This is a genomic window from Streptomyces sp. NPDC001828 (assembly GCF_042892175.1).
Taxonomy (GTDB): domain Bacteria; phylum Actinomycetota; class Actinomycetes; order Streptomycetales; family Streptomycetaceae; genus Streptomyces.
On record NZ_JBIATV010000008.1, the window covers coordinates 336,926 to 363,008 of the forward strand.

The following is a 26,083-nucleotide window of genomic DNA, read 5'->3' on the forward strand; positions in this document are numbered from 1 at the left end:
TCGGTTGGGGCTGGTTCAGGCGGCGAGGCCGTACTTCTTCTGTCCTTCGGTGCGTGCGAGGGGGAGGGCGGCGAGGGTGAAGGCGCTGGGCTGTTGGTAGTTGAGCCTCCGCAGGTCGACTCCGGCGGTGACGGCGGCGGTCTCGATCTGGGCGCAGGCGGCGTCCAGCAGGGTGTCGGTCTCGGCGGTGACGGTGACCAGTCCGGTCAGGGCCACGTCGGCGTGTCCGGCGATGAGCTGGCGTTCGCGTGTTTTGACGTCGGCGTACTCGACGGAGTCCTCTTCGGAGTCGACCTGTCCGCGGCGGGCGCGTTCGTTGGCGTCGGAGACGATCGCGGCCTTCTTGCGCTGGACATCGCGCAGTGCGGACTCAAGTCCCTGCGGCACGTAGAGGAGGGAGAGGCTGCGGCGTACCCCGGCCGTGAACAGGATGCCGTGCAGGAAACCGGCTCCCATTTCGGTGCGCGGCCAGTTCTCCACCCAGTACGTCGCGTGGCGTGCGCTGTCGGTGGCGAGGCGGTCGTACTCCTCGACCTGGACGACGGGTCCGGCGGCTGCGGGGTCGGCCTCGGCGCGGCCGGTGTCGGACCACTGCTGGAGGGCGCCGAGTGATTTGGGGTCGTAGGCGGTGCGGATGACGGCGGCTATTTCCCGGGCGCTCAGCCACCCGGTGACCTGGAGACCGGCGGTGCGGGCGGCCTGCGCGATGCTGGCCGTGGTCTGTTCCATGACGGTGAACGCCCCGGGAAGTCCCCCTCCGGCCTGGTTGATCAGGCGGCGGGCGGCTTTCAGATCGAGGGAGATGGCGAGGTAGGTCTCGTGCGGGGCGGCGGCGGGGCCGGCCGAGGCGACCAGTTCGGAGTAGATCTGTCCGGCGACCGGGGCCTGGGGCTGCCCGTTCTGTATCCAGTGGCGGGTGAGGGTGTCGCCGCTGTCGGGGACGGTGCGTTCCAGCACCTGCACCGTGGCGACGTGTCCGGTGCGGGCGATGCCCGCGAGCGCCCGCCCCCAGCTGCTGACGTTGTGGTTCTGGGTTGCTGGGTCGAGGAGGGCGAAGGCGCGGCTGCTGACGCGGGCGATGGCGGTCAGGGTCTGCTGGTGGGGGTCATGCACGGCGGCGGCGCCGTTGGCCGAGTCGCCGGGGGTGACCACTTTGAGGGAGGCGGCGGTGCCGGGCAGGTGCAGGATGCCTTCCTGCCGTGGCCGGTTGGCGGGCCGGGCGAGCCAGAGCGTCTGGCCGGTACGGCGCCGGTGTGCGTAGCGGGCGACGATCGGCGCCCAGTCGATCAGGGAGCGGCCGTGCCGGCGGAGCACGACAAGCACACCGGACGCGGCCCATACCGGGGCCAGGGCGACGGCGCCGAGCAGACCGGTGGACACCACCGTCATCAGGAGCAGCGCCACGGTGCAGGAGACGAGGACGAGTTGGGGCAGGGAGAGGCCGAGGAGAATGCCGCGGCGGGACCGGTGCGGGAATTTCACCGTGACCGGGGCGACGGACAGATCAGTCAAGGGGCGAGTCCTGGAGGCGCGGATGGAACCCGGGGGCGGGAGGGCGTGTGCACGTCCCGCCCCCGGGAGTCGGTCAGGGGATCAGGGGCCGGTCGCAGGCGGCGGCGGTGAAACCGGCCCGCTCGAGGGGGCGTTCTGTGAGCCGGGGGACGGGGGTGCGCCCTGCGGCGGCGGCGGGGTGGTGGTCGGTGGCGAGGTCTGCCATCCGCCGCCTTGCCCGGACGCGGCGGTGCCAGGGCCGCCTGTTCCAGGGCTGCCGCCCACGTGGCCGCTGGTGTCGTCGGACACGCTCGTCGGCGCGGGCTGAACGGCCGTCTCCAGACCGGACTTGACGGCTCCGCCGCCGGGGGAGGCACCCGTTGAGCCGCTCTGCGAACCCTTCTTGGCGTCGGCGCCTGCGCCCGTCGGGTGGGCGGCGACATCGCCGGGGAAGCCGCCGTCGGGACCTTGCGGGGCGGCGCCCGCTCCGGCTGCAGCGCCGCCGGTTCCGGCGGTTGCCACCGCCGCGGTTGCCTTGCGGGCGGCCTTCTCGGCGTGCGCCCTGGCGATCTGCGCTCCGGCGCCGCCGGCGCGATGGATGGACTCGCCGTCCGTCCCGTCGGCCGCCCAGTGGACGAACCTGAATACGGCGTAGGGGCAGAGCAGCACCAGGATCATGATCACGATGCCGGACATGACGTCGGCCAGGGCGCCGATGCCGTCCTTGGCCTCCGTCTTGCCCAGGGCGGCGATACCGAGCACGAAGATCACGGTCATCAGGAGCTTGGAGACCACGAGGGTGGCGGTGGCTTCGATCCAGCCCTTGCGCCAGCGCCGGGCGACCTCCCAGCCGCCGCCGGCCGAGGCGAAGATCGCCAGGGTGACCATGACGAGGATGCCGACCTTGCGGACCATCATCACGCACCAGTAGAGGAACGCGCCGATCGCTGCGCCGAGGCCGGCGACGACCGGGACGAGCCACCCCAGCCCCGACAGGGCGCCGATCTGGTTGACCTTCACGATGCGGCGTACGGCCGACTCGATGTTCAGGTGCGCGGTCTTGAACAGGCCGTCGCTTAGGGCGTCGACCACTTCGACGGCAACGGTGGTGAAGGCGATGGCGCAGAAGGCGAACAGGACGCCGCTCATGGTGCCGGTGAACGCCTGGGTCAGAGCTTGTCCGTCCCGCCGGATGGCGGCCCGGACGAGCTGCGCGCAGAAGGTGGCGACGAGCAGGACCAGGCCCAGCGGCAGCAGCATCTCGTAGTTGTCGACGAACCAGGTCGCGTTGAGGTCGACCTTCGTGGTGGTGTCGACGGCCTTGGCGGCCAGATCGGCTGCGGCGGCGGCCAGTTCACCGGCGCTCTTGGCCATCCAGTCGCCGATGGCCTTGCCGGGGTCCGAGGCGAAGCTCACCGCGTCGCCGACGGCGCACAGTTTGTCGGCCAGGGGCAAATCACAGAAACCCAAAGCGAGTTACTCCTCCATTCTTGTCTCAGGCGCGGGTCACTGCGTGACGCTCGGGGCGATGGCGGCCAGGGTGCAGTCGTGGTTCGGGCGGCACTGGACGGCGAGGGTCACCGCCCGTTCCTCGGCCCCGCTGCCGCCCTGCTTCCAGGCGATCTGCTGTCGGCCGTTGACGGTGACGACGTAGATGTACGCCTTGGTGATCGCCGACGGGTCGTCGGTCAGCGCCTGTTTGAACGCGGAGGGGTAGTGGCCTTCGGTGACGCTGGCGGTGGCGCGCTGGTCCTGGTCGGCCATCCGCGACCACAGCACCGGATCAGGTACCTGGCCGGAGACCGAGGCCCAGTCGGCGTACGTGGTCTCATTCGTCATCCAGGCGCGCATGCCGGTGAGCTGCTGGTCGCGGCTCGTGCTGTGGGTGTCGTAGGACCAGAGCATCTGGGCCGCGGCCTTGGCGTAGGCGACCGGTTCGGAGATCTGCGGAGGCGTGGGCACCGATCCCGATCCGGAGGTGGGCTTCGGGGCGGTCTCGGGAGCGGACGGGCTGCTGTTCGGCAGGGGCGCGGCGCTGTCCTGGGGCTGCCGGCTGTTGCTGGCGCCGGTCAGCAGGGCGACGGTCCCGGCGATGGCGAGCAGGACGGCGATGGCGCCGGTGATGACCGCGATGCGCCGGTTGGCGGACCAGCCCGTGCCGTACGAGGACAACGAAAGGGAGGGGAGCCGGCTACGCATCAGTGGACCTGCGACCCGAGGGCCGAGAAGAAGGCGACGATGCCGTTGGCCGCGCCCAGGCCGAGGGCGGCGCCTGCGGCCACGACGGCGCCCTTCTTGCCGTTGGCCTCGGCCTGGTGGCCACCGGTGTGGTGGCCCCAGGCCCATACGCCGAGGGAGACGGCGAGGGCGCCGACGACGGCGATGATGCCGAACATGTTGATGCTGTTGACGACGTTCTTCAGCACGGCGAGGCCGGGCAGTCCGCCGCCCTGGGGCGAGATGCCTGGGTCGTAGGCGAGCTTGATGACGCGGTCGGAGAGGGGGACGGACATATGGGTGGCGGGGCTCCTTGCATGCGCGGGCCGGGGGAGGCCGGCGGGAAGGCGGAGGGGGAGGTGCGTTCGGGCGCATAGGTGCCGCAGCGGCGGCCCGCCCGGAGCGGTGTTAGGCGGGGGAGGCGTCAGAGGACGCGGCGGGCGGCGAGGATGTCCCAGTCCTTGAGCGGGGTGATCCGGACTGGCTTGGTGGTGCGCGGCGCCTCGATGACGAGGCCCTCGCCGATGTACATGCCGACGTGTTCGGGCCGTGCGGCGCTGCCGCGGCTGAAGATCAGGTCACCGGGCTTGAGCTGGGCGGGCGGGACCGCCTTGCCCTCGTTGACCTGCGTGTACGTGGTGCGGGTGAGCGTGATGCCGGCATGCGCGTACGCCTGCTGCATCAGGCTGGAGCAGTCGCAGCGGCCCATCGGGTCGGGGCCGTGCGAGTTCGTGCAGGACCCGCCCCACTGGTAGAGCGTGCCGAGCTGGTGCATCGCCCACTCGATGGCCGTGCGGGCCTTCGGATCGGCGTCCTTCGGGATCGCGTAGCCCTGGGGAACCCTGCCCTCGGGGATGCGGCCGAAGCCGGAACCGTCCTGGCTTGGCGTGCAGCCGGCCGCACCGGTTGCGGGCTGCTTGCCCTGTTCCGCGCTCTTGCCATCGCCGGGAAAACTCTTGGCGATGGCGCCCTGCAGGGCGGTGGCCAGGTCTTCCCACTGCGCGTACGCGTCCGGCAGGCCGGACCTTTGCACGGCTTGGGCGGCCTGGGTCACCGTCATCTGCTGCCAGCCGCTCACCTTCAGCAGGTGCTTGTAGAACTGCTCGCTCGCGTAGACCGGGTCGCGGATCTGCTGGGCGCTGCCCCAGCCCTGGGAGGGACGCTGCTGGAAGAGGCCGAGACTGTCCCTGTCGCCGTAGTTGAGGTTGCGCAGCCGGCTCTCCTGCATCGCCGTGGCGAGCGCGATGACCTGTCCCTTGGCGGGGACGTCGAGGGACAGGCCGGCGGCCACGATCGTGCGGGCGTTGGGGACTTGCTCGGCGGGCAGGTCCAGACCCTCAATGCGGACGTTCTGTCCGGACGCGCCGTCAAGGATCTTGGCGACCTGCTCGGCGACCTGGTCCGTGTCGAGATCGGTCAGGCAGCTGCTGAAGGAGCCGTTGCGCTGCACGGCGTCGGCGGAAGAGGCCAGCATCATGCCGGTGCCGGCGATGATGATCGGAGAAAGGAAGACGACGCCGATACCGGCGGCGAGCCACTTCAACCCGAGCGGGCCGCTCGCCGGTCAGCGCATTCGGGCAGGGGTGGGTAGCGATACGTCATGCATGTGTCCTTCGGGATGCGGTGTCCGGCGTGCCGCGTGCGCGAGGCGTATCGGAAGGGCGCGGCGGCCGGGGTGGGCGATCGGGGCGGCCGATGGGGGCGAGTTGCCGCTCGCTCCGCGGGGCCGGACGTTGGCTAGGTGCGTCGGGGCACGGAAAATCTCCGTGAGATGTGTCAGGGGTTGCCAGCGGCGATGTGCGCCGGGCGGTTCAGAAACAGTAGGCGCGGATTGGCGGTTGGCCAAAAAGTCGGCGGGAGGTATCGGAATCCGGCACCCCAGCAGCGCACTTCTTGGTCATCGGCACATTCGCCTCTACAGTTTTTGAACTCCCCCTCGTCCTCCTCGGTCTGCGGCCCCGGGCTTCTGCATACCCACTTACGGCCCCTGAGGACTTCTGTGCGAGGCGGTGAGTCATCTCCGCTACTCCGTACCCGAATTGGGGTTCCTCTTTGCCTTTTTCCCTGCACCAGGGCGACGCCCTCAGTGTTCTCGCCGGCCTTCCGGACGGTTGCGTCGACTCCGTCATCACCGACCCGCCGTACAACAGCGGGGGCAGGACCGCGAAGGAGCGCACCTCCCGCTCCGCGAAGCAGAAGTACACCTCCGCCGATTCCAAGAACGAACTCGCCGACTTCACCGGCGAGAACATGGACCAAAGGAGCTACGGCTTCTGGCTCACCCAGATCATGACCGAAGCCCACCGGCTCACGAAGACCGGGGGAACCGCGGCGCTGTTCACCGACTGGCGCCAGCTCCCGACGACAACGGATGCGATCCAGGCCGCCGGCTGGCTGTGGCGCGGCGTGCTGGCCTGGCACAAGCCGCAGGCCCGGCCGCAAAAGGGCCGGTTCACCCAGAACTGTGAATTCATCGTCTGGGCGTCCAAGGGACCGATCGACGGTTCCCGGAACCCGGTCTATCTGCCGGGCATGTACTCGGCGTCGCAGCCATCGGGGGCCCAGCGCCGCCACATCACGCAGAAGCCCATCTCGGTGATGCGCGAGCTGGTCAAGATCAGCCCTGACGGCGGCACGGTGCTCGACTTCTGCGCCGGGTCCGGCTCCACGGGCGTCGCCGCGCTGCTGGAAGGCCGGGATTTCATCGGCGTGGAGAAGACCGAGCACTATGCGTCGATCGCAGCCGATCGGCTCACCGAAACGATCCGCGCGACCCTCACACAGGACGACGTGGTTCTCACCGTCTGAACCGGAGTGAGTGCCCGGTCAAGGCCGCCGGCGCCGTCGTCGCCAATCCCCAGGCGGGCGGGCGGCACGCCGGGCACCCGGCGCGCTGCCGCTGTTGCCCGTCTCCCATTCCGTGTCCTGTAGGAGGCTCAGCTTTCCATGCCCGAATCCGTAAACCCCTCTGACGACGGCGAGTTGGAGCCAGTCCGCATTCCGGATCCGCAGCTGGAGGGGATCGAGGCGAGCGTACGGCGGCTCATGGAGCAGTCGGCGCAACAGGCTCAGCAGCTCGACCATCTCGCGTCCGCGCCAGTGCCGGGAGGGTCACCGTTCGCCGCATTCGGCATGCCGGGATTCGGCGGACCGCCTCCCGCCGCTCCGCCCGAGCCCCGTCCGATCCTCGAACTCGCGGGTGAGGAACGGGAGGACGAACTCGACGCACTCAGCGACTGGGTCGACGACTTCCTCCTCCCCGTCTACGGGGCTGAGGTCACGACTGCGGCTCCCTGGTGCCTGCAGTGGCAGGAGCACGACGACGTGGTGGCCTGGCTCCATGCCCTGTGGCTCGCCTACCAGCAGCACAAGGACCCCGAAGCCGGCTTGTCCGGACTGTTTGTGTGGCACCGGGACTTCCTCACCCACGCCGTCGCGGCGATCCGTGCACCGGGCGGGCCCCTGTCGGCCTGCATGACCTCCCCTGAGAGGCCCGCACACCGGCTCCTGCCGGGTCCGCCGCCGTCCATACGCACGGAGACGGCAGAGAACACGGAAGCGGCCGGGGCCGCTCAGTCGGACGAGCCGACGTCATGACCGAGGGACAGGGACAGCCCGCCTTCGCACTCAGCTTCGACCCCCGCGCGCTGGGCGATCTCCTTCAGGCCCCCAGCGACATCCGCGATCTCTCCCTCGTCTACCTGCAGGAAGTCGTGAACGCGGAGCGCTTCGGGCTGCGCCTGGACGGCGACCTGGAGGGCTACCGCAAGCTGTTCGCGGACTCGCGACGAGAGTGGCGCGTCGTCTACGGCATCCGCCCGGCGCCCGCGGAGTCGGCGCACCGCAAGGAGATCCACGTCGTCGCGATCCGGCCGCGTGCGGGCAACGACGTCTACGACGAGGTCGGCCGCCGCCTGGGGATGACCCGCCGGCCACTGAGCGCCCGCACCCACGCGGCCCGCTCCCGCCCGCCGCAGCTCACCACCCGCGCCCCCGTGCCCCGGCCCGGTCCACCGTCCGCCGCACTGCCGGGTCTGCCCCGTCCCGCATACAACCCCGAACACCACCACGCCCGCTGAACGCCACGGAGCGTCGCCTATGCCCACTGAACCCGCGCCGGCACCCTTCCGGCGCGCGGTCTCCCCACTCGACCACCGCCTTGAAGCCGCCACCGGCCACGACATCGACACCCTGTGGGCCTTCCGCGACCGCGGCATTCTTGACGAAGCCCATGCCCACCTGGTCGACCTGCAACGCGAGTTGGCCACCGCGCAGACGAGCGTCGCCTTCTACCTCCGTCTCCTCAACCGGCTGTCCAGCGGTGACTTCGACGTGGACGACGCCCTGTTCACGCGCATCGACCGCACTGTGGACCAGCTGGAGGAGGCCACAGGCGCACGGGATACCGCCGCCCGGAAGGTGATCGCCGCTCTGGAACCCATGGAGGGCGCCGCAGCAGCCTCGATGCACCGCACGAAGCAGCTCTCCACGGACGAGCAGTCCACGCTGCTCACCATCGCCGGCGGCGCCAAGCTCTACCAGCACCTGCTGACCGGCCGGATGTCTGTCGCATCGGCCTCTGGCACCCGTGTCCCCCACGGCACGTTGCAGCGGTTGGAGGACGCCGGCCTCGTCGTGCGGGACACCGACCACCCCGTGCACGCGGGTCAGCCGGTCGCCCTCACGGACGCGGGACGCGCAGCGCTGTTCGCCGCCCGCCGTGCGCCCACCACCCAGGCAGCGCCCGTCCCGGCCCGAGTCGGCACCCCGCTCCCCACTGCGGCGCAGCGGCGTTGATCTCCACCGAAAGGCTCTTTTGTCTCCCAGCGAACCGGCGCAGGCCCGCACCCCCCTCCCTCAAGTCGACTTCGGCCTGGACGACTTCGATGCCGACGAGGACAAGTACCTCGACTTCTACCGCAAGGTCGGCGTCCACGAGGACATGCTCGTCCCCCTCGCTCAACACCATGACGGCGCGCACAGCTATTACGTCCTCTTCGACCGCACGGCCACCTACGGGCACCCGGGCATGCCGCAGTACGTCGCCGTGCACCTGGAGCGGGACCGGGAGAGGAGAACGTTCAATTTCGACCGCGAGCTGCTGCCGCTGCCGGCGATGGCACAGTCCTGGCTCATCCACCGCGGCTGCCCGCACGACGCCATCGGCCTCACCTTCGAGCTGGGCCCACCGCCCGCGGACGAAGCCACCCGTGCCCTGGAGCGACGCCTCGCGCGCGACGGCGACCACTACGCCATGGGCTATTCCTACACCGCCGACAATCCGGGCGACATGGTCACCGTTGTGGCCCTGCGCGCTTTGGACGAGCAAGCCTCCAGTGCGTTCCGCGTCGTGGTCGAGGAGGTCGACGACGTCGCGTGGACGTACACCCTGCGCGAGGGCGGTTTCGACACAGTGGGCGAGGCCCTGCAGTGGTGCGACGACCGGCTCACCGGCGCGGCCGGCCCACTCCCACCGGTACGTCCGACAGCCGCGGTCAGCCGCCCGATGGGTGTGGCACAGGCCCCAGTTCTGCGCCCGCCGGGCCGTTCGCGCTGACCTCTATGTGCTGCGGGGCCGCGCAACATAGCCGACGATCGCCTGTTAGCCAAACCGGCGATTCTCCGGACTCTTGGACAGCAGCCGGAATACGAGCTGCGGCATCACCTATCGCATCCCTATGTCCGCAGGGGTATTTCCGCATGCACGTAACCCAAATCGCAACAACCGCTGCCGTGCTCTATTCCGCGCAGGCGCTCTGGCGGTACTGCCTGCCCTCGACACACCGCGGAGAAACGGCGGCACCGCGCCAGACGCCGCTCGCTTCGGCGCCCGCCCCCGCAGCCGGGCCGTCCGAGCCGCCGGCACCGGTTCCCGGCCTCTCCAGGACGGCCCGGCGGTCCGCACAGAGGCACTAGACGCCTCTACCGGTTCGCGGCGCACGAACGGCGCTGCCCCAATTCTGTTGCCTGGCCTTCCAGGTGACGCCATCTGTAAAGGAGTTCTCCTTGTCCGACGGCATATCCAACAGCCCCGAGGACGTCGTGGGCGTGCTCACCGAACGGATCGAAGCCCGCTTCGGCATGGCGATGGCCCAGCTGACAGTTGCGGTCACCTCCGCGCCGACTGCGCATCCGGAGGCCACCGATGTCGTCAAGTGGCACGGCATGCTCGTCGCATCTCAGCAGGCACTCGACCAGGCCGAGGACGACCTCCTGGCGGCGCTGGACAAGCAGCCCAGCGAGATAGACGACTCGACCATGGGCCTCGCCCATCGCGTCAACGACGCCGTCACCGCGCGCGACGGCCGGGCCTTGGTCGTGCGCTGGCTCCTTGGCCCGCACGCCCCCGGCAAGAAGGGCCTGGCCGCCGAACGCCTCGCCCGGCTTCGGCCCCGCACCGGACCGGCAGTGCAGACCAGCGCTCCCTCCCGGCCTGCGGGCGCAACCGCGCCGACCACGGCGTGGCGGTCGACAAGGGCCGCCCGATGAGCCGGGACAAGGCCAGCACCATGGACGCCGACCTGCAAGACACGTTCGGGAGACCGGTTCCAGAACTGTATGAGGCGGCCGTCGGCACCGACGCCTTGCCCACCCTCGTCCGCGCCCTGGAACTGCGCTCCTTCCTGGCTCTGACCGAGGAACAGGTCGCCCGTGTCCGCGACCACCTGCACGCGGACATGGATCCGGACCGCGACATGGGCGACCTGTCGGCAGACAGACTCCGCTCCGACGCGCAGTGGCTGGACGCGGCACTGAAGGCACGCGACGGCTACCGCGCCGCCCTCGGCGAACTGCTGCGCACCCTGCCCCCGCCCGACCAGCACGCCCGGCCCGTCCCCGCCGCGCAGCTCAGAGCCACAGCACGCCTGCCCCCGTCCGCCGCACCGGCACCCACGGGCGCCGGGGCGGCCCGGGCCCGCCAACCGTGAAAGCCCCCGCTTGACCCACCTCACATCCGCCGAGACAGCCGGACGGATCGAGGACCTGTACGGCGCCCCGCTCGCCGACCTCGAAGCTCACGTCCAGGACCAGCCGCCCGGGATGCTCTCCGCCCTGCTCGGCATGCACGAAGACCTCGCCCTCGCTGAGCGCAGCATCGACTTCCACCGCGACCAGCTCGCCCGACTCCTCCACCCCGAGCGGCAGATCGGCCGCCACGACGTCTCCCACCTCCTCGATTGGACCCGCCGCCTCGCCGAAGCGGTGGCGGTTCGCGAGGTCCAAGCCACATCGATCAACGCCGTCCTGCAGAGCCTCGCCCGCGTCCCGGCCCTCACACCGAACCCGTCGGCTCCCTCTCCGCCCGTTCCGGCTCCGCCTGTGGCGGCCCCGAGTCCTGTGCACAGCCGCTGACCCTCAGGCGATCCCCCCTTCCACCCACCCAGGAGCTCCTGCCTTGGCCACCACCACTCTGCCCCCGGACACCGACGCCGATATCGCCCGCGTCACCGAGGCCCTCGCCATGATCACTCCGCGCTGGAACGTCCGGATCCTGCTGGCGCTGTCCGGACCGCCCCTGCGGTACAGCGAGCTGGCAGGCAAGGTGTCCTGGCTGGAGAACGGACAGCTCCATCCCAAGGTCAAGGCATTGTGCGACGCCGGTCTCGTTGAGCGCACCGAGCACAGCGCACGGCATGTGACCTACGGTCACACCGCGCGCGGTGTGACCCTGCTGCCGGTCCTGCCGCTGATCGTCAACTGGGCCGAGGAGTACCTGGATCCCGCGGACCGTCCGCTGCCCGCGATCGAGCAGATCGAGGACAGCCTCACCCTGCTCACCCGCCGCCACGCCGCCTCCATCCTGTGGGTGCTCAAGTCCCGCGAGGAGGCCAGCGGGCGGGCCCTGGCCTCGATCGTGCTGCCCAGCAAGGACTGGACCAACATCTACCCGCCGCTGCGGCAGCTCGTCGCCGACGGCCTGGTCGACACCGAGGGCCTCGGCCGGCCCTACCGGCTGTCCGCAGCCGGCAACGGCCTGGGCCCTGTGCTCGGCGCCCTGTCCGCGTGGTCCGCAGGGCAGCCCCTCGACCAAGCGGCCCACCACCCGGTCTGGGGCCACACACGGGCCACACCCGCTCCGAGGCAGTGGGTCACCAGTCAGTCCCGGCCCGCCCCAGCCACCCTCCCAGCCGCGCGAGCGGCCGGTTCCTCTCCCGCGTGGCACAACCGAGAGATCTTCTCCCACGCCGCAACCGCCCGCCCCACGAAGGCCATCCCGGCGGGAGGCCCGCGCCGATGACCACCCCCTTCACCCCTGCCGACATACGCCAGGCCGTTGACCTGCTGGCCTCGCGGCCGTTGATCCGGCTGGTCACCGAGATCGACGACAACGGAGCAATCCCGCCGCGACGACTCGCCAGCACCCTCCCCGACCTGTCCTCGCATCAACTGCGCTGGGCTGCTGAGGCGGCCCGAGCCCACGGTCTCGTGCGCACCGTTCCCGGCGCCGGCCTGGTGCTCACCACCCGCGGCACGGAGTTGGCCGACGTGTACGACGCGGCTGCGCGCTGGGCCCGCCAGTACGCATACCCGGCGCCGGTCTGCGAGTTCAGCCTCCGCATCCGTCGCGTCCTCGACCTTCTGACTCCCTCGCTCGCGACCGAACAGGCCGATGGCGTCGGCCGGTCCGCCGCCGGGCACCTGACGAGCGCCGACGACGCGGAGGGCCTTGCCCGTCCCCGCGCCCTCCTGATCCAGTGGCTGGCCGTTAATCGCCCCGCCACTTGGGTGTCCGAACCTGAGCGGGCCGCGTGAGCCAAGCGGTCACACCCCGGCACGCACGCCACACCGCCGGGCTGGCCGGTGCCATCTATCTGCCGCGCACGGCGGACGCGTTGGCTTTCGCGATGTCCACGTACGGCATCCCGCTCCTGGTGCTCGCGACGACGCGGTCCGCCGCGCTGACGGGCTTGGCGTTCGCCCTGGAGTGGGTCCCGCGTCTGGCGGCGTTCGGGTGGGCCGGATCGATCGTCGACCGGCGCGGAGCGGCCGTCGTTTTCCATCTCGCCTCTCTGGGACGCGCGGTGGCCCTCGCTGCCGGCGCGGTCTTGCTCCACCTGCAGCCGTCCGGCACTGCGGCGAGCGCGACCGTCATGGTGCTCGCGGCGGCGACCGGCGTGCTCACCGAGTTCAGTTACATCGCGGCCGAGACCGCGGGCGCCGGAGCCGGCCGCCGAGCAGGACGGCGGGCCCACCGCGTGCAGGCCGTCCTGCTCGGCATCGACCAGACCGCGACGCTGACCGGCCCCGCGCTGGCCGGGGTTCTCCTGCTCGCCGGGCCTTCGCCGATGCTGGCGGTGATTGCCGTGCTCTCGCTGCTCGCCGCGCTGCTCGCCCTGCGCACCCCGCCCTCGCCCGTCACACCGGCCCGCGCGCCGAAGGGGCAGCCCGGCGGGGGGCTTCGCACCGGCTGGCGCACGATCCGCTCGCTTCCCGCGCTCGGCTGGCTCGTGGCCGGGCTGACCCTGTCCAACCTGGCCACCGGCCTCCTCCAGGCGGCCGGCCCCGTGATCGTCGTGCAGCACTTCGGGCAGTCCACTACCGCCGTCGGCCTGGTCTGGTCCGTCGCCGCGGCGGCCACCCTGCTGGCCGTCACTGTCTGCCGGTTCGCGATTGACCGCCTGGGCCTGTGGCCGGTCGGAGCTGCCTGCGCCGCGCTCGCCTCGCTCGCCTGCCTCGCAGCCGCCCAGGCCCCCGACTACCGGTCCTACCTCGTCCTGGTCGCGATCCTCATGGCGGGCGAAGGCGGCATGACCGTCGTCTTGCGCACCCTGCGCTCCCGCGTGATTCCCCCGGAAAGGTTCGGCAGCACCCTGTCGGCGACCATCCTCATCCTCCTGCTGCCCTTCCCCGTCGCCGGCGTACTCACCGCCATCACGCCGCCCGACGCTCTGGGGCATGTCGTCACCGCATGCGCCGCGATGCAGGCCCTCGGCCTGTTCTGCGCCTTCGCCCGGCTGCGCGCCGATCCCGCCCTGCGCACCTGACCCCGCCGCATCCCCAGCCTGTGGAGAACCTCATGCCCACCGCCGTCCTCGGATCACACCGCGCCACCGGTCGCAGCATCACCGACTAGCTGCGCGCCTTCGACGCACGCAACCGCACGTCTACCGCGCCCCGGAGTGCATGGCCGCCCGCCGCCTGATCGACGAACACCCCTACTGGGCCGCGGCGTTCGAGCCGCGCCGCCGCCGAGCGGCCTGACACCCCGCTCCCTCGCCCTTGCCGTCCACCGATACGGAGAACCCCTTCTTGTCCGCTCGTCCCACCGTGCTCGTCGTGTCTCCCGGCGATGAGACCTATCGCGGCTACTGCCTTGAACAGGTGGCCGCCGCCTATGACGTCGTCCTGCTCACCGGCGTCGAGCCGTCGTGGGAGAAGCCGTTCATCGTCGACCACGCCGTCGTCGACCCGAGCGATCCCACCGCCCTGCTTACCGGTGGCCGGGCCCTGGCGCAGCGGCACGACCTCGCCGGTGTGATGACCTGGGACGAGTGGCATCTCGTCCCCACCGCACGCCTCGCCCGCGTGCTCGGTCTGTCCTCGCCGTCCGTCGAGGTGATGCGAGCCTGCCGCAACAAGGCGACCGCCCGCACGCTGTTCGCCCGCCACGGGGTGCCGTCGGCCGCCTCGATGAAGGCACGGACCCTGCTGGAGGCCGGCCTTGCGACGATGACGCTGGGCTACCCCGCCGTCATCAAGCCCGCCGCGTCCGCCGGCAGCATCGGTGTGATTCGCCTCGACCGTCCCGAAGAGCTGCCCGCCGCTTTCGCGTTCGCCTCGGCCGGCGCGGGCCGCAGCCGCGAGGACACCGCAATCCTGGTCGAGGAGTACCTCGACGGGCCGGAGATCTCGGTCGAATGCGTCACCCACCGAGGCGAGACCACCGCGGTCGCCGTCACCCGCAAACACCTCGGCCCCGCACCGTACTTCGACGAGACCGGGCACACCGTCGATGCCGCCGACCCACTCCTGGCCCAGGTCACCCCGGCAGCCGCCGCTGCTGTCAGGGCCCTGGGAATCACCGACGGTGTGCAGCACGTCGAGCTGCGCCTCGTGGACGGCCGCCCCCGGCTGATCGAGGTCAACGCACGCATCGGCGGCGACAGGATCGGCCACCTGGTCCACCTCGCCACCGGCATCGACCTGCCCAAGGCTGCCGCTGACCTCGCCTGCGGCCGGGCACCGGACCTCACCCCAACGCGGTCTGGGGCTGCGGGAATCCGCATGCTCTATCCGGACACCTCCGGCACGCTCACCGCACGGCACATCGACCAGCAGTTCGCCGCCCACACCCCGTGGCTGCGGCAGGTCCAGTGGATCCGCGAGATCGGCGACCACCTCGATCTGCCCCCCGTAGGCGACCTGTTCACCGCCCGGGCCGGGTTCTACATTGTCACCGGCCGCAACACCGCCGAAGTCACCGAACGCCTCGACACGGCAGCCGGCGCGATCACCGTCACCGCGAAGGCGGACCGATGAGCCACCAGCCCGACGATCTTGGTGATCTCGACGGCGACGTGTACATCTCCCCGCGCCATCTCGCCTCCACCACCGGGACCGGCGACCCCGCCCTCGCCCCCTTGCTCGCCCTCGGCTGGGAGCTTCAGCACGACGATCTCGGAAACGTCTACGTCAGTGCCCCCGACCGGCGTGTACGCCTGGGCTATCTGCCCGAAGGCGACGACGACGGGCTCTGGCGTATCAACGCCTACAAGGACTCGTTCGGGCCGCCAGCCTGGGGCGTCTGCTTCAACGACAGCGTCCCCACGGAGTTCGTCCAGGCGTTCACCACCGTGCTGGCCACGGCATACGAGCAGGGGCCGGACGCCTACCTCGCCCGGCCGGTCGCCGGGACGGACGAGCACGATCCCTTCCTCACGATCGTGCCGCTCCTGAACCTGGGCTGGGAGATGGACCGACCCCGCTGGGACGTCATCACAGTGAACGCCCCTGACGGGCTCGCCGGATTGGAGTTCACCGCCGGCGACCTCGATCCGGAAGCCGAGCTGACCACGCGAGCGGCCCGCTGGCACCTGTGGGCCGGCAAGTCCGCCGACCGGCCAGCCTGGTACGCCACCGCCAGTACCGACACCCCCGTCGCCCTGCTCGCCGCTGTCACCAAGTGCGTCGCCGACCCGGCTCCGCTTCCCCGGTGGCGCGCGGCGACCTTCAGCTACATCAAGGGCATGGCCCAACTCACCCCGATCCTTCCGCCCAGCCCGTCGGCCCCCACTCCGCTCGACGTGCGCCGGGCCATAGCATCCCGCCGCCCGGCCGCGCTCCCCGCGGCCAGCGTCCCGCGCTGGAGCACGACCAGCCCACCGGCCCTGCCTCGTCCACGCCGGTAGGACCAGCCCCACCCCGACCGGAGCACCCACTTGCCCCTTCAGGCCGCCGAGTTCTTCGCCGAGCTGTGCCTCCCCTTCCACGACCACGCCGTCGTGGGCAACACCTACTTCGCCACCCCCCGCCCCCGGCGCACCCCTGCGGCTGCGCATCGACTTCACCCGCACCATCCACGCGGACACCTACGGCGGGCTGCGTGTCGCGGTCGTCCACCCGGACCGTGGAGAAATCGACGCGGTGGCCCTCGGCTTCGTGGAACACGGCACCTTCCACCGCCGCGACGAGGCCAGCACCATCCGGCCGAACACGAAGCAGTACGGCACGTTCGACAACTATCACCGCCCAGGCCGCCCGCCGTGGGACGGGGCCGTCACCACCGGCCTGCGCGACGCCATTAAGCAGTACGCCGCCGTCTGGTTCCCCGGCACCTGGACCGAATCCGCCCCGAGCCGCGCCCCTGGACGGACCGCAATCCCGGCACCCGCCCCTTCAGCCCCGCACAACGGCTCCCGAGCCCGTTGAACCCCCACGGAGCCCCATGTCGCCGCCCCGCTGGCTGCCCTCCCGCCGTCAGCCTCCCCAGCCGCCTCCACCTCCCGGTGACCCGCCATCCTCGCCCCCGGAACCGGGCGCACTCTGGCTCGCCGACCCTGCCTCTCAAGACCAGTGCACCGGGCCACACTCATCCTGCTCGACATCATCGAGGACGTCATGAACGACGACGTTCCCCTCGCTGAGGTCTTGCGCGAAGCGCGGTTCCACGCCGTCGACATGCTCGGCATCCCGGCCGAATACAGCGCCGTGGTCGAAGCCTCGGCCGCCTGGCAGATCGTTCAAGAGGCCGGCGACACCATCGACTCACCCTTCGGGCGCAAGATCGCTCAGGGCCTGGCCCGCATCGAGCAGAGCCCAGTCGAGGAACAGCAGCGACTCGTGCGGGCGGCGGCCCGCCGCTACGCGATGACCGCACCGCCGCGCCCAGCCTCACCACCCGCAAGCCGAGCCCCCGGCCATTCCCGCTGAACCGGCCGATCCCCACCCACCGGGCCCTGCGGCCTGCCGAACAACCAGGAGAATCTCCACTTGCGCATCTCCTCCCGGCGCCTCGCCCCTGCCATCGCAGTCGCCACCACGACGACCATCACCTTGATCTCCGCCCCGAGCGCTTTCGCCCATGCTCCTGACACCGGCGGCATCCAGATCCTCAAGCAGGACACCGGCGGCACCGCGATCGGCGGTGTCTCCTTCACCCTGCTCGACAGCACCGGCAAGGAAGCCGCCAGCGGCAAGACCGACGCGGACGGCAAGCTCGTCTTCAAGAGCTTGGAGGTAGGCGTCTACCGGCTCAAGGAGACCTCCAGCGGCAGCCCGCTCCTTGACGTCGTACCCGACCAGGACGTCATCGTGACCGCCGGCGCCGGCACCCCCGTCACTGTGATCGATCCGTTCATGCCCGCCGAGGTGACCGTCAAGAAGACCGACAAGAGCACCGGCCAGCCCCTCGCAGGCGCCGTCATCAACATCGCCCCCACCACCGGCGGCACGCCGGTCACCCTGACCACCGGCAAGGACGGAACGGCCAAGGCCACCCTCCCCGTCTCCTCGCGTGCCGGCACCAACTACACCGCCACCGAGGTCAAGGCCCCCCAGGGCTACCAACTCGACGCCGCCCCGCAGAAGTTCGCCGCCAAGCCCGGCGTCCGGGGCAACGTCGCCCTCACCGACACCAAGAAGGAACAGGCCCCCAGCCCGAAGCCGACCCCTCCCACGGCCAAGCCGACTCCACCGACACCGGACACCAGCACGCCGCCCACGCCAGCTCCGCACACCCCCACCACCCCTTCGCCCTCCGCCTCGACATCGGTCTCCCTGCCCCCGGTGCCGAATGATGTGCCGAGGCCTCCGGCCCCCACGTCGGAAGGCGCCCTTGCTCACACGGGTGCCGACGCCACCCCCTGGCTGCTCGGCGGCGCCGTAGCGCTGCTCGTAGCGGGCGGTGGCGCGATCGCGCTGGCCCGCCGACGCCGCACGGCGAAGCATGGCGACAACGGTTCTGTGGAGAGCTAGCTTCGCCCACCCCACCCGCTTTGCGGCGCCCTCGGAACCCCCCCTGGTTCCGGGGGCTTTTGCGTCGCCGAACAGCATCGTTCGACGGCATTAGCGGTCGGCGGCCGCCACGTTGTCCAGGCCTGTCTCGCGCAGGATGCGCGTCACTGTTGCGTCCAGGGTGTTGTTCGAAGCTGCGGGGCAGTAGATCCGTTCGCAGTATCACTCGTGAAGGTGCCCTTCGGCGGCTCGGGCGAGATACGTGGAGTGCGACCTTGAGGAATGCCTCTGTTCCCTCGGACCGGTAGTGACGCGCTCCTGCGGCCAGCCAGCGATAGGAAGGCCGGACCGCGATGGGCTGTCCAGAAGGGGTGAGCTGCTTGCCGGACGTGCGGGGGACTGGCGTGCGGGCGGTCTAATCGGCGAGGGAGACTCGCCGGGGGCAGCATGCGGACAGTGTCAGACGAATTGCAGGCATCTGGCGTGATCGCGATGGTTCCGATGTGGATGTCATCGCTGAGCCACCGACGCATGTGCCTCAATTGTCTCGTCGTGCCTAGGGGGGGGCTGACGCTCAACGCCGCGGGGATTGGGTGGGCTCCCTCTGGAGGCCAAAAAGGGAACGATCGTTTGCGCTACGGATGGCCGACTGCTACCTTCATATTGAAACGCAAACGTACGTTTTCGTTTGGCGTCGGGTTGGTGCCGCTCGTTCTCATCCGGCCGCCGCTACCCCCGCCGGACGGCGAGGAGCGCATCATGTCGCAGGCCCCAGCACTCCCCTCCCTTCCGTGTCGGACGGACGTTCTGATCTCCGGAGCGGGGCCCACGGGCCTGGCTCTGGCGGCGAGCCTGCGCCGGCTGGGCGTGGACCACGTCCTGATCGACCGCAATGCTGGGATCCAGCCCGGATCCAAGGCAGCCGCGGTGCAGCCGAGAACGCTGGAGTATCTGGACCGGATCGGTATCGGTGCGGCTCTTGTCGAGCGTGGGAAGAAGGGGCGCGGATTCTGCCTGCGCGATCGGGACCGGATCCTGCTGCGGGCCTGCTACGACCGTCTCGACACGCCGCACCCCTACATGCTGCTGGCCTCCCAGCAGACCACCGAGGAACTCCTGGTGCGCCGGCTCGTGGAGGTGGGTGGCACCGTGCACCGGGAACACCGGCTGATGGGCTTCAGCCCCGACTTCCCGGGTGTGACCGCGACGGTGGCCGGCCCGGGCGGCATGGTGCGTGCGCTGAGTGCACGGTACCTGGTGGGCTGCGACGGCATTCACAGCACGGTGCGTACGGCGGCCGGGATCGCGTTCCCGGGGGAGTCGCCGGAGCAGCTGTTCGCGCTCGCCGACGTCCGCCTCGCACCCGGGCGGCAGAGCGCGGCGTCCGAGGATGCCGCGTTCTACCTGTCGGAGGCGGGGCTGCTGCTGATGTCCCCGCTCTCCGACGGCCTGCACCGTCTGGTCGCACCCGTGCCGCCCGGCACTGCCGCGCCGGATGCGGGTGATGTCGAGCGGCTGTTGGCCACGCGCGGCCCTGCCGGAGAGCGCCAGCGCGTACGAGAAGTCGTGGCGGCCTCCACCTACCGAGCCCAGGAGCGGGTGGCCGAGCGGTTCCGTGCCGGACCGGTCCTCCTGGCCGGGGATGCCGCCCATACGCACAGTCCGGCCGGCGCCCAGGGCATGAACACCGGGATGCAGGACGCCGGGAATCTGGCCTGGAAGCTGCACGCCGTCCTGTCCGGCGCCGCCCCCGGGGCGCTCCTTGACACCTACCACCGCGAGCGGCAGCCCGTGGCGGCCCAACTCGTCGCCTTTACCGGCCAGTTCGCCCGGATCGCCGCCCTCGCCGACCCGGCGGCGGGCCGACGTCGCAACGCGCTGCTCGCGGCAGCGGCGGCCACCCCCGGCATCACCGACTGGCTGGCGTCCACCCTCGCCCAGCTCGACATCGCCTACACCAGCGAGCCCGACCTCGGCGTTCCCCGCCCCGGCACGCGCGTCTCGCCACTCGTCGTCCGGCCGAACGGTCTGCACTGGACCCTCGCCGTGCCCGGCACACCACGGCACGGCACAGTGGCGAGCGGGCTCGGATCGCTGGCCGTCCAGTACGTGCCCAGCCTGCCGACCACGCTCCTCGTGCGCCCCGACGGCTACCTGGCCGCCGCCGGAGTCCCCAGCGATCCGGCCGCCGTCATCGAGCGGCTCGGCCAGTACCTGCCCCAGTAGGCCCGTCAGTCAGTACCTGCCCGAGTAAGTCCGCCCGGACAACGGCCTGTTCAAGGAGACACGGACATGACTACGCAAGCCACTTCCCCCACCCTCATCCGTCAGGCGGCTGTCTTCGACGGAAGCCGGCTGGTGGCCGCACAGGACGTCCTCATCGACGGCCCGCTGATCGCCGCCGTCGGGGCCCACCTGGAGGCCTCCGCCGGGGCGACGGTCCTGGACGGCGCCGGGCGCACCCTGCTGCCCGGCCTCATCGACGCCCACACCCACACCACCGACACCACTCAGCTGCGCCAGGCCCTGCTGTTCGGGATCACGACCGAACTCGACATGGGCGGCTCCGCCGGGACCGCCCGTCGGATGCGTGCCGCCGCCAATGAGCGGGACGACCTGGCCGACGTACGCGTCGCCACCACCGGCGCGACCGCTCCCGGCGGCCACCCCTGCCAGCTGGTCGAGCTCGGCATGATCGAACCGTTCCCCACGGTCGCGGGGCCCGACGAGGCCGACGCCTTCGTCGCGGCCCGGGTCGCCGAAGGCGCCGACCACCTGAAGATCTTCATCGAGGACGGCACCGCCATCGGCAAGCCGCTGCCCCTCATGTCCCCGCAGACGGTCACCGCCCTCATCCGGGCCGCGCACGAGCGGGGACTGCGAACCGTCGCCCACACCCTCACCCGCGACGCGGCACGCCAGGCCATCGACTGCGGCATCGACGGCCTGGCCCACGCCCCCGCCGACGGCCCCAGCGACCCGGCACTGATCGAAGCGGCGGCAGCGGGCGGCGTGTTCGTCGTGCCCACCCTGACCGCACTCACCGGCATGACCACCACCCCGGCCGAGTACGAACTCGCCGACGACCCCAGGCTGCACCCCTACGCGGACCCGCAGTGGCTGGCGGACCTGGACGAGATCCGCACCACCGCCCCCGCCCAGCGAATCGGCCCGATCGGAGTGGATCCCCGGCACGCCGCCGACGCCGCCCTGCGGATGTACCAACTCGGCGTCCCCCTGCTCGCGGGCACCGACGGCACCGGCGGCCACGGTCATCCCACCACCCACGGGATCAGCTACCACGGCGAACTCGCCCTGCTCGTAGCCGCCGGACTCACCCCCGCCCAGGCCCTGACGGCCGCCACCGCCGCGCCCGCCGACGCGTTCGGCCTCACCGACCGCGGACGCATCGCCCCGGGACTCCGGGCCGACCTGCTGCTCGTCGACGGGGACCCTACCCGCGATGTCACCGCACTGCGCAGCATCACCGCCCTGTGGCGCAACGGCACCCCCGTCGAGCGCACCGCCCCTCGCGCAGTACAGACCCAGTACCAGATCCAGGAGTAGCCATGGCCACCGGCAGCACCTCGACGAATCCCGTGCCTCTGGGCATCCATCACCTCAAGCTGCCCGTCACCGACCTTGAGCGCAGCGCCCGTTGGTACGGCAAGGTGCTGGGTGCCCACCGCCTGACCGAGCTGGACCACCGCCGCCCCGACGGCACGCTCTTCGCCGTCATCCTCGACGTCCCCGGACTCGGCACCCGCCTCGAACTGCGTCTGGACCCGGACACCGCCACCGCCCTCGACGGCTACGACTTCCTCACCCTGGCCGTCAACGACCGCACTGCCCTGGACCGTTGGACTGCCCACCTGGACGCCCTCGACGTTCCGCACTCCCCGCCGGTCGTCGCCCTGGTGGGCTGGCTTCTGGTCGTCCCCGACCCCGACGGACTGCGCCTGCGCCTCTACACCGCCGCGCCCCACGGCCTGGACCCCGCACGTATCGAGTACGACTCCCCCTGGCTCAGCACCGGCCCCGCCCCCGAGTCGAAACCAGGCCGATGACGTCGCCACGGACGACACCGCTGCGACGCTGTATCCCGGGCCGGCTCACCTCTCTGCCCAGACACAACGGTCTCTTGGCCTCCCGGTTCCCGCCCCTGAGCATGTTGCGAACGTGGCGGTCACCGCCGTTCGTTGGCGGTCGCGACCATCGAGATTGTGATGCTGCCCGTGCAAGGTCTAGGCACTCCGAATTGGAAGGCGCCCCCTGTGTACGGGTTCTGGGCCCGGCACCCCGTTCCCGTCCCATGGATGCTGCGGCGGGCCGCGTCGTGGCCGAGCCGGGGCGCTGCGGTGATGAGAGCAGCCGGTTTACTCGGCGTTGGCCAGATGGGTCCCGAAGAAGTCGGTGAGCTTTGCGACCGCGGGGCCGACGTACTGCTCCTTGTCGTAGAGGTCGACGTGGCTGGCTCCGTCGATCCAGTGCAGTTCCTTGGGACCGCGGGCGCTCTGGAACGCTTCCACCGCCATCCAGGAGGTCACCGATGCGCTTCCAACGATCATCAGCAGCGGACGGGGCGCGATCAGGTCGACGAAGCGGAAGGCGTCGAAGCTGACCATCCGGTCGACGCTGGACCAGGTGAAGGATTTCGCCGAGCGCGGGTGCCGAGCGCGGTCCGTGCGGTAGTACTCGAAGCCCTCCAAACCGTGCTGCCCGCCCAGCGCACGGGCCTGCTCGGCGGTGTCGGGGAACAGTTGAAAGCGCTGCACGCCCTCACCACGAGCCTCAGCGGTACGGGCGTCCGCGGCCACGTCAAGCATCCGCTGGATGACGCTGGGGTCCTGGGTGCCGTCGGCACCCAGGCGGAACTGGCGGGCGATGTCGACGGCGCTGACTGTGCCCACGGCCTTGATGCGGTGGTCGCCGGCGGCGGCGGAAAGCACGTATCCGCCTGAGGCACAAAGGCCCAGCGCCCCGATCCGGCCGGGGTCGACATCCCCGCGCGTGCTGAGGAATGAGACCGCGGCCTTGACGTCCTCCACCCGATGGGCCGGATCCTCCAAGCCGCGCGGGGTCCCCTCGCTCTCACCCTGATAGGCGGCGTCGAACGCGAGGGCAATAAAGCCCTGCTCCGCCAGGCGCCCCGCGTACAGGCCGGCGGCCTGCTCCTTCACGCCGCTGCCGGGATGACCCACCACGATCGCGGGTCGGGGCCCGCCGGCTTCGCTGTCGGGGGTGTAGAGGTGGCCGGCAAGCCTCAGGCCGGCGCTGGGATAGGTGACGTCCGTTTTCATGGTGATGCTCTCCGGTCTTGGAAGAAGGCGGCCCCAGCGGTGCGATCCAGTGACCTGCACCGAAAACGCCAGCCGGCTACCTCCATCACCATCGCGCTGCCCGTAGTGCATTGCCAGGGAGGGGCCTGCCTGTGCAGACCAGTACCAGGCAGGCAGCCGCGGCCTGGGGGACACTGGAAACCATGGACAAGCCGGGGACCCCTCCAGGAGGCAATGACCTGGGCGACTTCTTGCGCGCCCGCCGCGCCGCCCTGGACCCGCGCCGCATCGGCCTGCTCGACGACGGACGCCTGCGTCGCGTACCGGGCCTGCGCCGCGAGGAACTGGCCCAGCTCGCCCACGTGAGCATCGACTACGTCGTACGCCTGGAACAGGGCCGCACCCGCCGGGTCTCCCGCCCGGTCCTGGACGCACTCGCCGACGCCCTGCAACTGGCCCCGGACGAACGGGCGTACCTGTTCACCGTGGCCGACGTCGCGCAAACCACCCGCGCCCGCACGTCCGCCGGGCAGTGCGTCGACCCGCAACTGCGGCAACTGCTCGACGGTATGCACGACATCCCCGCCATGGTCCTCAGCCGCCGCATGGACGTGCTGGCCTGGAACCGGGGTGCGGCGGCTCTGCTGACCGACTTCGCCGAGCTGTCCGCACCCGAGCGCAACCTGATCCGTCTGACGTTCCTCGACGACGCCTATCGGTCTCTGTACGCGGACTGGCCACGGGCCGCCCGCGAATGCGTCGCGGTCCTGCGAATGGAGGCCGGATGCAACCCCAACGACCGTGCCCTGACCGACCTGGTCGCTGAACTTACTGTCCGAGACCCGGACTTCCGCGCATGGTGGGCGAGCCACCAGGTCCGCGGCCCCAGACAGCTCACCAAGACCTACCGCCACCCGGTCATCGGCACCGTGACCCTCGACGTTCAGCAGTTCGGCGTCGACAGACAGCCCGACCAGCAGCTGGTCGCCTACACCGCCCCACCGGGCTCGCCCTCTCAGGAAGCGCTGCGCTTCCTCCTCCAGTGGGCTGCGCAGCCGGGCGACCACGCCACGAACCAAAGGCGCCTCTACTAGCGCGGGCCGCAGCCCGAAGCCGTGTCCGGCCGGGACGCGCCGTCAAGATCACGGATGCGATGTGCCGGACAGCGCGGAGGCGAGGGAGGCGAGTCCGCCGACGAGCCGGTCCGCGTCGACCGGCGTCACCAGGTGGCGGCCGACCAAGAGCCCGGGCATGAGTGTCATGAGGACCGTCGCGACCTGCTCAGGGTCCGCTGTGGACGGCAGGGTCCCTTCTTCGCGCCAGCGGCGGGCCAGTTCGGCGAGCTTGTCGCGCATGCCCAAGTAGAAGGTGCGGGTGCGTCCTTCGAGGCCAGGGCTGCGCAGTGCCTCGCCCCACGCCTGGATCGCGATACGCGTCAGGTCGTACGGCCGGCCCTCGCCCCGGTCGTGGGCTTCGGCGGCCATGGTCCGCAGGACCTCTGCGGGCGAGGGAGTGGGGCGGCGTTCCAGGAGCCGCTCGAAGAGGTCCCCGACCAGGGTCAGGGCCTCGTCCGCGGCGGCGTCGATGAGGTCGTCCTTGCTGCGGAAGTAGCGGTAGACGGCACTGGAGGACATGCCAGTCGCGGCGATGACGTCATCCATCGACGTGGCGTGAAAGCCGTTGCGGGAGAAGCAACTCCAGGCACTGGTGAGGATGTGGCGCCGCCGCTCTTCGCGGCGCTCCTCGCTCAAGCGGGGCATGCTCCCACTCTAAACAAGAACGGTGGTTTCCGTTACTGGGGAGCGCTGAGGGGCTGCCGATGCTCCGGTGACCGCAGGGCACAGAGCGACGCCAGGCGGTCGGCGTTCGTACTGCCGGGCTCGGCGGTGCCCACGAGGAGGCTCTGCCCGGGAGCGTCCTGCACCTCGAAGGTCTGGTACGAGAGCGTCATCCGGCCTGCCGTGGGGTGGTGGAAGGTCTTGACCCGGCTGCCCAGCCGCCCGACGTCCTGACGTTCCCACAGGGTCGTGAACTCCTCGCTCTCAGCGTGGAGTTCGGCGATCAGGGCCGTGAGGCAGGGGTCGTGGCGCTCGTGGCCGTAGGCGAGCCGGAGCGCGGCGACGGTGTCGCGCGCCACGCTGTCCCACTCCACGAACAGGGTGCGTGCGGCGGGGTCGCGGAAGAGGGAGCGGACCATGTGTCGGGGATCTGCCAGCGGTGACAGCAGTGCGGTGGCCGGCGCGTTCGAGGCGAGAACGTCCAGGCGGCGGTTGACGACGTAGGCGACCGCCGCCGGAAACGCCTCCATCAGCTGTCGCAGCTGGGGCGCCACGCGCTCCGCGCCCGGGGCGCCGTCGCGCGGGACGAGGCCGGCCAGGCGGTAGGCGTGCCAGCACGCGTCGGAGTCCAGGTTCAGGGCCCTGGCGAGGGCGTCGATGACCTGGCCTGAGGGATGCCGTTCGCGGCCCTGCTCCAGGCGGGCGTAGTAGTCGGCGCTGACCCCGGCGAGGACGGCGACCTCCTCGCGCCGCAGCCCGCTGACCCGGCGGCCCGTCGAGCGGGGCAGCCCCGCGTCCTGCGGACTGACGCGCGAACGGCGTGCCAGCAGGAATGCGCCCAGTTCATTGCCGCTCATACCCAAAAGCCTACGCCGCAGCTTCCTAGGAGTACGGCACCCAGGAAGAGCCCTCCTGCCGCCCGCG

General features: G+C 70.9%; 27 protein-coding genes and 1 pseudogene. 20 read left to right on the forward strand and 8 right to left on the reverse strand.

Annotated features, from left to right (window positions below):
- Positions 1-15: 15 nt before the first annotated feature.
- The 5 genes from ACFYZA_RS23665 to ACFYZA_RS23685 form a co-directional block, all read right to left on the reverse strand.
- Entirely contained in the window at positions 16-1,512 is a 1,497-nt protein-coding gene (locus ACFYZA_RS23665) for an SCO6880 family protein (RefSeq protein ID WP_388492587.1), read from the reverse strand.
- Between the two features lie 81 nt (positions 1,513-1,593).
- Positions 1,594-2,961, reverse strand: a complete 1,368-nt coding sequence (locus ACFYZA_RS23670) for an ATP-binding protein (RefSeq protein ID WP_388492588.1) — start codon at positions 2,959-2,961, stop codon at positions 1,594-1,596.
- A 36-nt stretch (positions 2,962-2,997) separates the two neighbouring features.
- Entirely contained in the window at positions 2,998-3,690 is a 693-nt protein-coding gene (locus ACFYZA_RS23675) for a hypothetical protein (RefSeq protein WP_388492590.1), read from the reverse strand.
- On the reverse strand, positions 3,690-4,004 hold the full coding sequence (locus ACFYZA_RS23680) for a DUF6112 family protein (RefSeq protein WP_388492591.1): 315 nt from the start codon (positions 4,002-4,004) through the stop codon (positions 3,690-3,692). The genes ACFYZA_RS23675 and ACFYZA_RS23680 overlap by 1 nt, the downstream gene beginning before the upstream one ends.
- 128 nt (positions 4,005-4,132) lie before the next feature.
- Positions 4,133-5,251: a C40 family peptidase gene (locus tag ACFYZA_RS23685; RefSeq protein WP_388492592.1), complete on the reverse strand. Its 1,119-nt coding sequence runs from the start codon at positions 5,249-5,251 to the stop codon at positions 4,133-4,135.
- 509 nt (positions 5,252-5,760) lie between these two features.
- Between ACFYZA_RS23685 and ACFYZA_RS23690 the strand changes: the two genes are divergently transcribed.
- From ACFYZA_RS23690 to ACFYZA_RS23780, 19 genes and pseudogenes are all read left to right on the forward strand, one after another.
- Positions 5,761-6,516, forward strand: a complete 756-nt coding sequence (locus ACFYZA_RS23690; RefSeq protein WP_388492593.1) for a DNA-methyltransferase — start codon at positions 5,761-5,763, stop codon at positions 6,514-6,516.
- Between the two features lie 237 nt (positions 6,517-6,753).
- Positions 6,754-7,305, forward strand: a complete 552-nt coding sequence (locus ACFYZA_RS23695) for a DUF4913 domain-containing protein (RefSeq protein WP_388492711.1) — start codon at positions 6,754-6,756, stop codon at positions 7,303-7,305.
- Positions 7,302-7,787: a hypothetical protein gene (locus ACFYZA_RS23700; RefSeq protein ID WP_388492594.1), complete on the forward strand. Its 486-nt coding sequence runs from the start codon at positions 7,302-7,304 to the stop codon at positions 7,785-7,787. Before ACFYZA_RS23695 ends, ACFYZA_RS23700 begins: the two co-directional genes overlap by 4 nt.
- A 19-nt stretch (positions 7,788-7,806) precedes the next feature.
- Positions 7,807-8,505: a hypothetical protein gene (locus ACFYZA_RS23705; RefSeq protein ID WP_388492595.1), complete on the forward strand. Its 699-nt coding sequence runs from the start codon at positions 7,807-7,809 to the stop codon at positions 8,503-8,505.
- A 19-nt stretch (positions 8,506-8,524) separates the two neighbouring features.
- Positions 8,525-9,265 (forward strand): hypothetical protein, encoded by a 741-nt coding sequence (locus ACFYZA_RS23710; protein ID WP_388492596.1) that lies wholly within the window; start codon positions 8,525-8,527, stop codon positions 9,263-9,265.
- A gap of 449 nt (positions 9,266-9,714) precedes the next feature.
- Positions 9,715-10,197 carry a hypothetical protein gene (locus tag ACFYZA_RS23715; protein WP_388492597.1) on the forward strand — a complete coding sequence of 161 codons (483 nt, stop codon included), beginning with the start codon at positions 9,715-9,717 and terminating at the stop codon, positions 10,195-10,197.
- Positions 10,194-10,637 carry a hypothetical protein gene (locus ACFYZA_RS23720; protein ID WP_388492599.1) on the forward strand — a complete coding sequence of 148 codons (444 nt, stop codon included), beginning with the start codon at positions 10,194-10,196 and terminating at the stop codon, positions 10,635-10,637. Before ACFYZA_RS23715 ends, ACFYZA_RS23720 begins: the two co-directional genes overlap by 4 nt.
- A gap of 10 nt (positions 10,638-10,647) precedes the next feature.
- Positions 10,648-11,061, forward strand: a complete 414-nt coding sequence (locus ACFYZA_RS23725; protein ID WP_388492601.1) for a hypothetical protein — start codon at positions 10,648-10,650, stop codon at positions 11,059-11,061.
- Between the two features lie 43 nt (positions 11,062-11,104).
- The gene (locus tag ACFYZA_RS23730) at positions 11,105-11,947 is read left to right on the forward strand and encodes a winged helix-turn-helix transcriptional regulator (RefSeq protein WP_388492602.1); all 843 of its coding nucleotides are present in this window, start codon (positions 11,105-11,107) and stop codon (positions 11,945-11,947) included.
- Positions 11,944-12,462, forward strand: coding sequence for a regulator (locus tag ACFYZA_RS23735; protein ID WP_388492603.1), 519 nt, complete (start codon positions 11,944-11,946; stop codon positions 12,460-12,462). Before ACFYZA_RS23730 ends, ACFYZA_RS23735 begins: the two co-directional genes overlap by 4 nt.
- Positions 12,459-13,694 carry an MFS transporter gene (locus tag ACFYZA_RS23740; RefSeq protein WP_388492604.1) on the forward strand — a complete coding sequence of 412 codons (1,236 nt, stop codon included), beginning with the start codon at positions 12,459-12,461 and terminating at the stop codon, positions 13,692-13,694. The genes ACFYZA_RS23735 and ACFYZA_RS23740 overlap by 4 nt, the downstream gene beginning before the upstream one ends.
- Positions 13,695-13,959: 265 nt before the next feature.
- On the forward strand, positions 13,960-15,189 hold the full coding sequence (locus ACFYZA_RS23745; RefSeq protein WP_388492605.1) for an ATP-grasp domain-containing protein: 1,230 nt from the start codon (positions 13,960-13,962) through the stop codon (positions 15,187-15,189).
- Positions 15,186-16,058: a DUF317 domain-containing protein gene (locus tag ACFYZA_RS23750; RefSeq protein ID WP_388492606.1), complete on the forward strand. Its 873-nt coding sequence runs from the start codon at positions 15,186-15,188 to the stop codon at positions 16,056-16,058. Before ACFYZA_RS23745 ends, ACFYZA_RS23750 begins: the two co-directional genes overlap by 4 nt.
- Positions 16,059-16,088: 30 nt before the next feature.
- A pseudogene (locus tag ACFYZA_RS23755) lies at positions 16,089-16,578 on the forward strand (hypothetical protein).
- Positions 16,579-16,767: 189 nt separating this feature from the next.
- A complete protein-coding gene (locus ACFYZA_RS23760) occupies positions 16,768-17,079 on the forward strand; it encodes a hypothetical protein (RefSeq protein ID WP_388492607.1) in 312 nt (103 codons plus the stop codon).
- Positions 17,080-17,139: 60 nt separating this feature from the next.
- On the forward strand, positions 17,140-18,123 hold the full coding sequence (locus tag ACFYZA_RS23765; RefSeq protein WP_388492609.1) for a SpaA isopeptide-forming pilin-related protein: 984 nt from the start codon (positions 17,140-17,142) through the stop codon (positions 18,121-18,123).
- A 738-nt stretch (positions 18,124-18,861) separates the two neighbouring features.
- The gene (locus ACFYZA_RS23770) at positions 18,862-20,328 is read left to right on the forward strand and encodes an FAD-dependent monooxygenase (protein ID WP_388492611.1); all 1,467 of its coding nucleotides are present in this window, start codon (positions 18,862-18,864) and stop codon (positions 20,326-20,328) included.
- Positions 20,329-20,394: 66 nt separating this feature from the next.
- Complete coding sequence (locus ACFYZA_RS23775) at positions 20,395-21,669, forward strand: amidohydrolase family protein (protein ID WP_388492612.1); 1,275 nt, start codon at positions 20,395-20,397, stop codon at positions 21,667-21,669.
- A 2-nt stretch (positions 21,670-21,671) separates the two neighbouring features.
- Positions 21,672-22,169 carry a VOC family protein gene (locus tag ACFYZA_RS23780; protein WP_388492614.1) on the forward strand — a complete coding sequence of 166 codons (498 nt, stop codon included), beginning with the start codon at positions 21,672-21,674 and terminating at the stop codon, positions 22,167-22,169.
- A gap of 309 nt (positions 22,170-22,478) precedes the next feature.
- Here ACFYZA_RS23780 and ACFYZA_RS23785 read toward each other — a convergent pair whose 3' ends face one another.
- A complete protein-coding gene (locus ACFYZA_RS23785; RefSeq protein ID WP_388492615.1) occupies positions 22,479-23,402 on the reverse strand; it encodes an alpha/beta hydrolase in 924 nt (307 codons plus the stop codon).
- 182 nt (positions 23,403-23,584) lie between these two features.
- On the opposite strand from ACFYZA_RS23785, the gene ACFYZA_RS23790 reads away from it, so the two are divergent.
- On the forward strand, positions 23,585-24,475 hold the full coding sequence (locus tag ACFYZA_RS23790; protein WP_388492616.1) for a helix-turn-helix transcriptional regulator: 891 nt from the start codon (positions 23,585-23,587) through the stop codon (positions 24,473-24,475).
- A gap of 48 nt (positions 24,476-24,523) precedes the next feature.
- Here the strand turns inward: ACFYZA_RS23790 and ACFYZA_RS23795 are convergent, their stop codons facing one another.
- Both ACFYZA_RS23795 and ACFYZA_RS23800 read right to left on the reverse strand, forming a co-directional pair.
- Complete coding sequence (locus tag ACFYZA_RS23795; RefSeq protein WP_388492617.1) at positions 24,524-25,141, reverse strand: TetR/AcrR family transcriptional regulator; 618 nt, start codon at positions 25,139-25,141, stop codon at positions 24,524-24,526.
- A gap of 32 nt (positions 25,142-25,173) precedes the next feature.
- Complete coding sequence (locus tag ACFYZA_RS23800; protein WP_388492619.1) at positions 25,174-26,016, reverse strand: helix-turn-helix domain-containing protein; 843 nt, start codon at positions 26,014-26,016, stop codon at positions 25,174-25,176.
- Between the last annotated feature and the right edge of the window lie 67 nt (positions 26,017-26,083).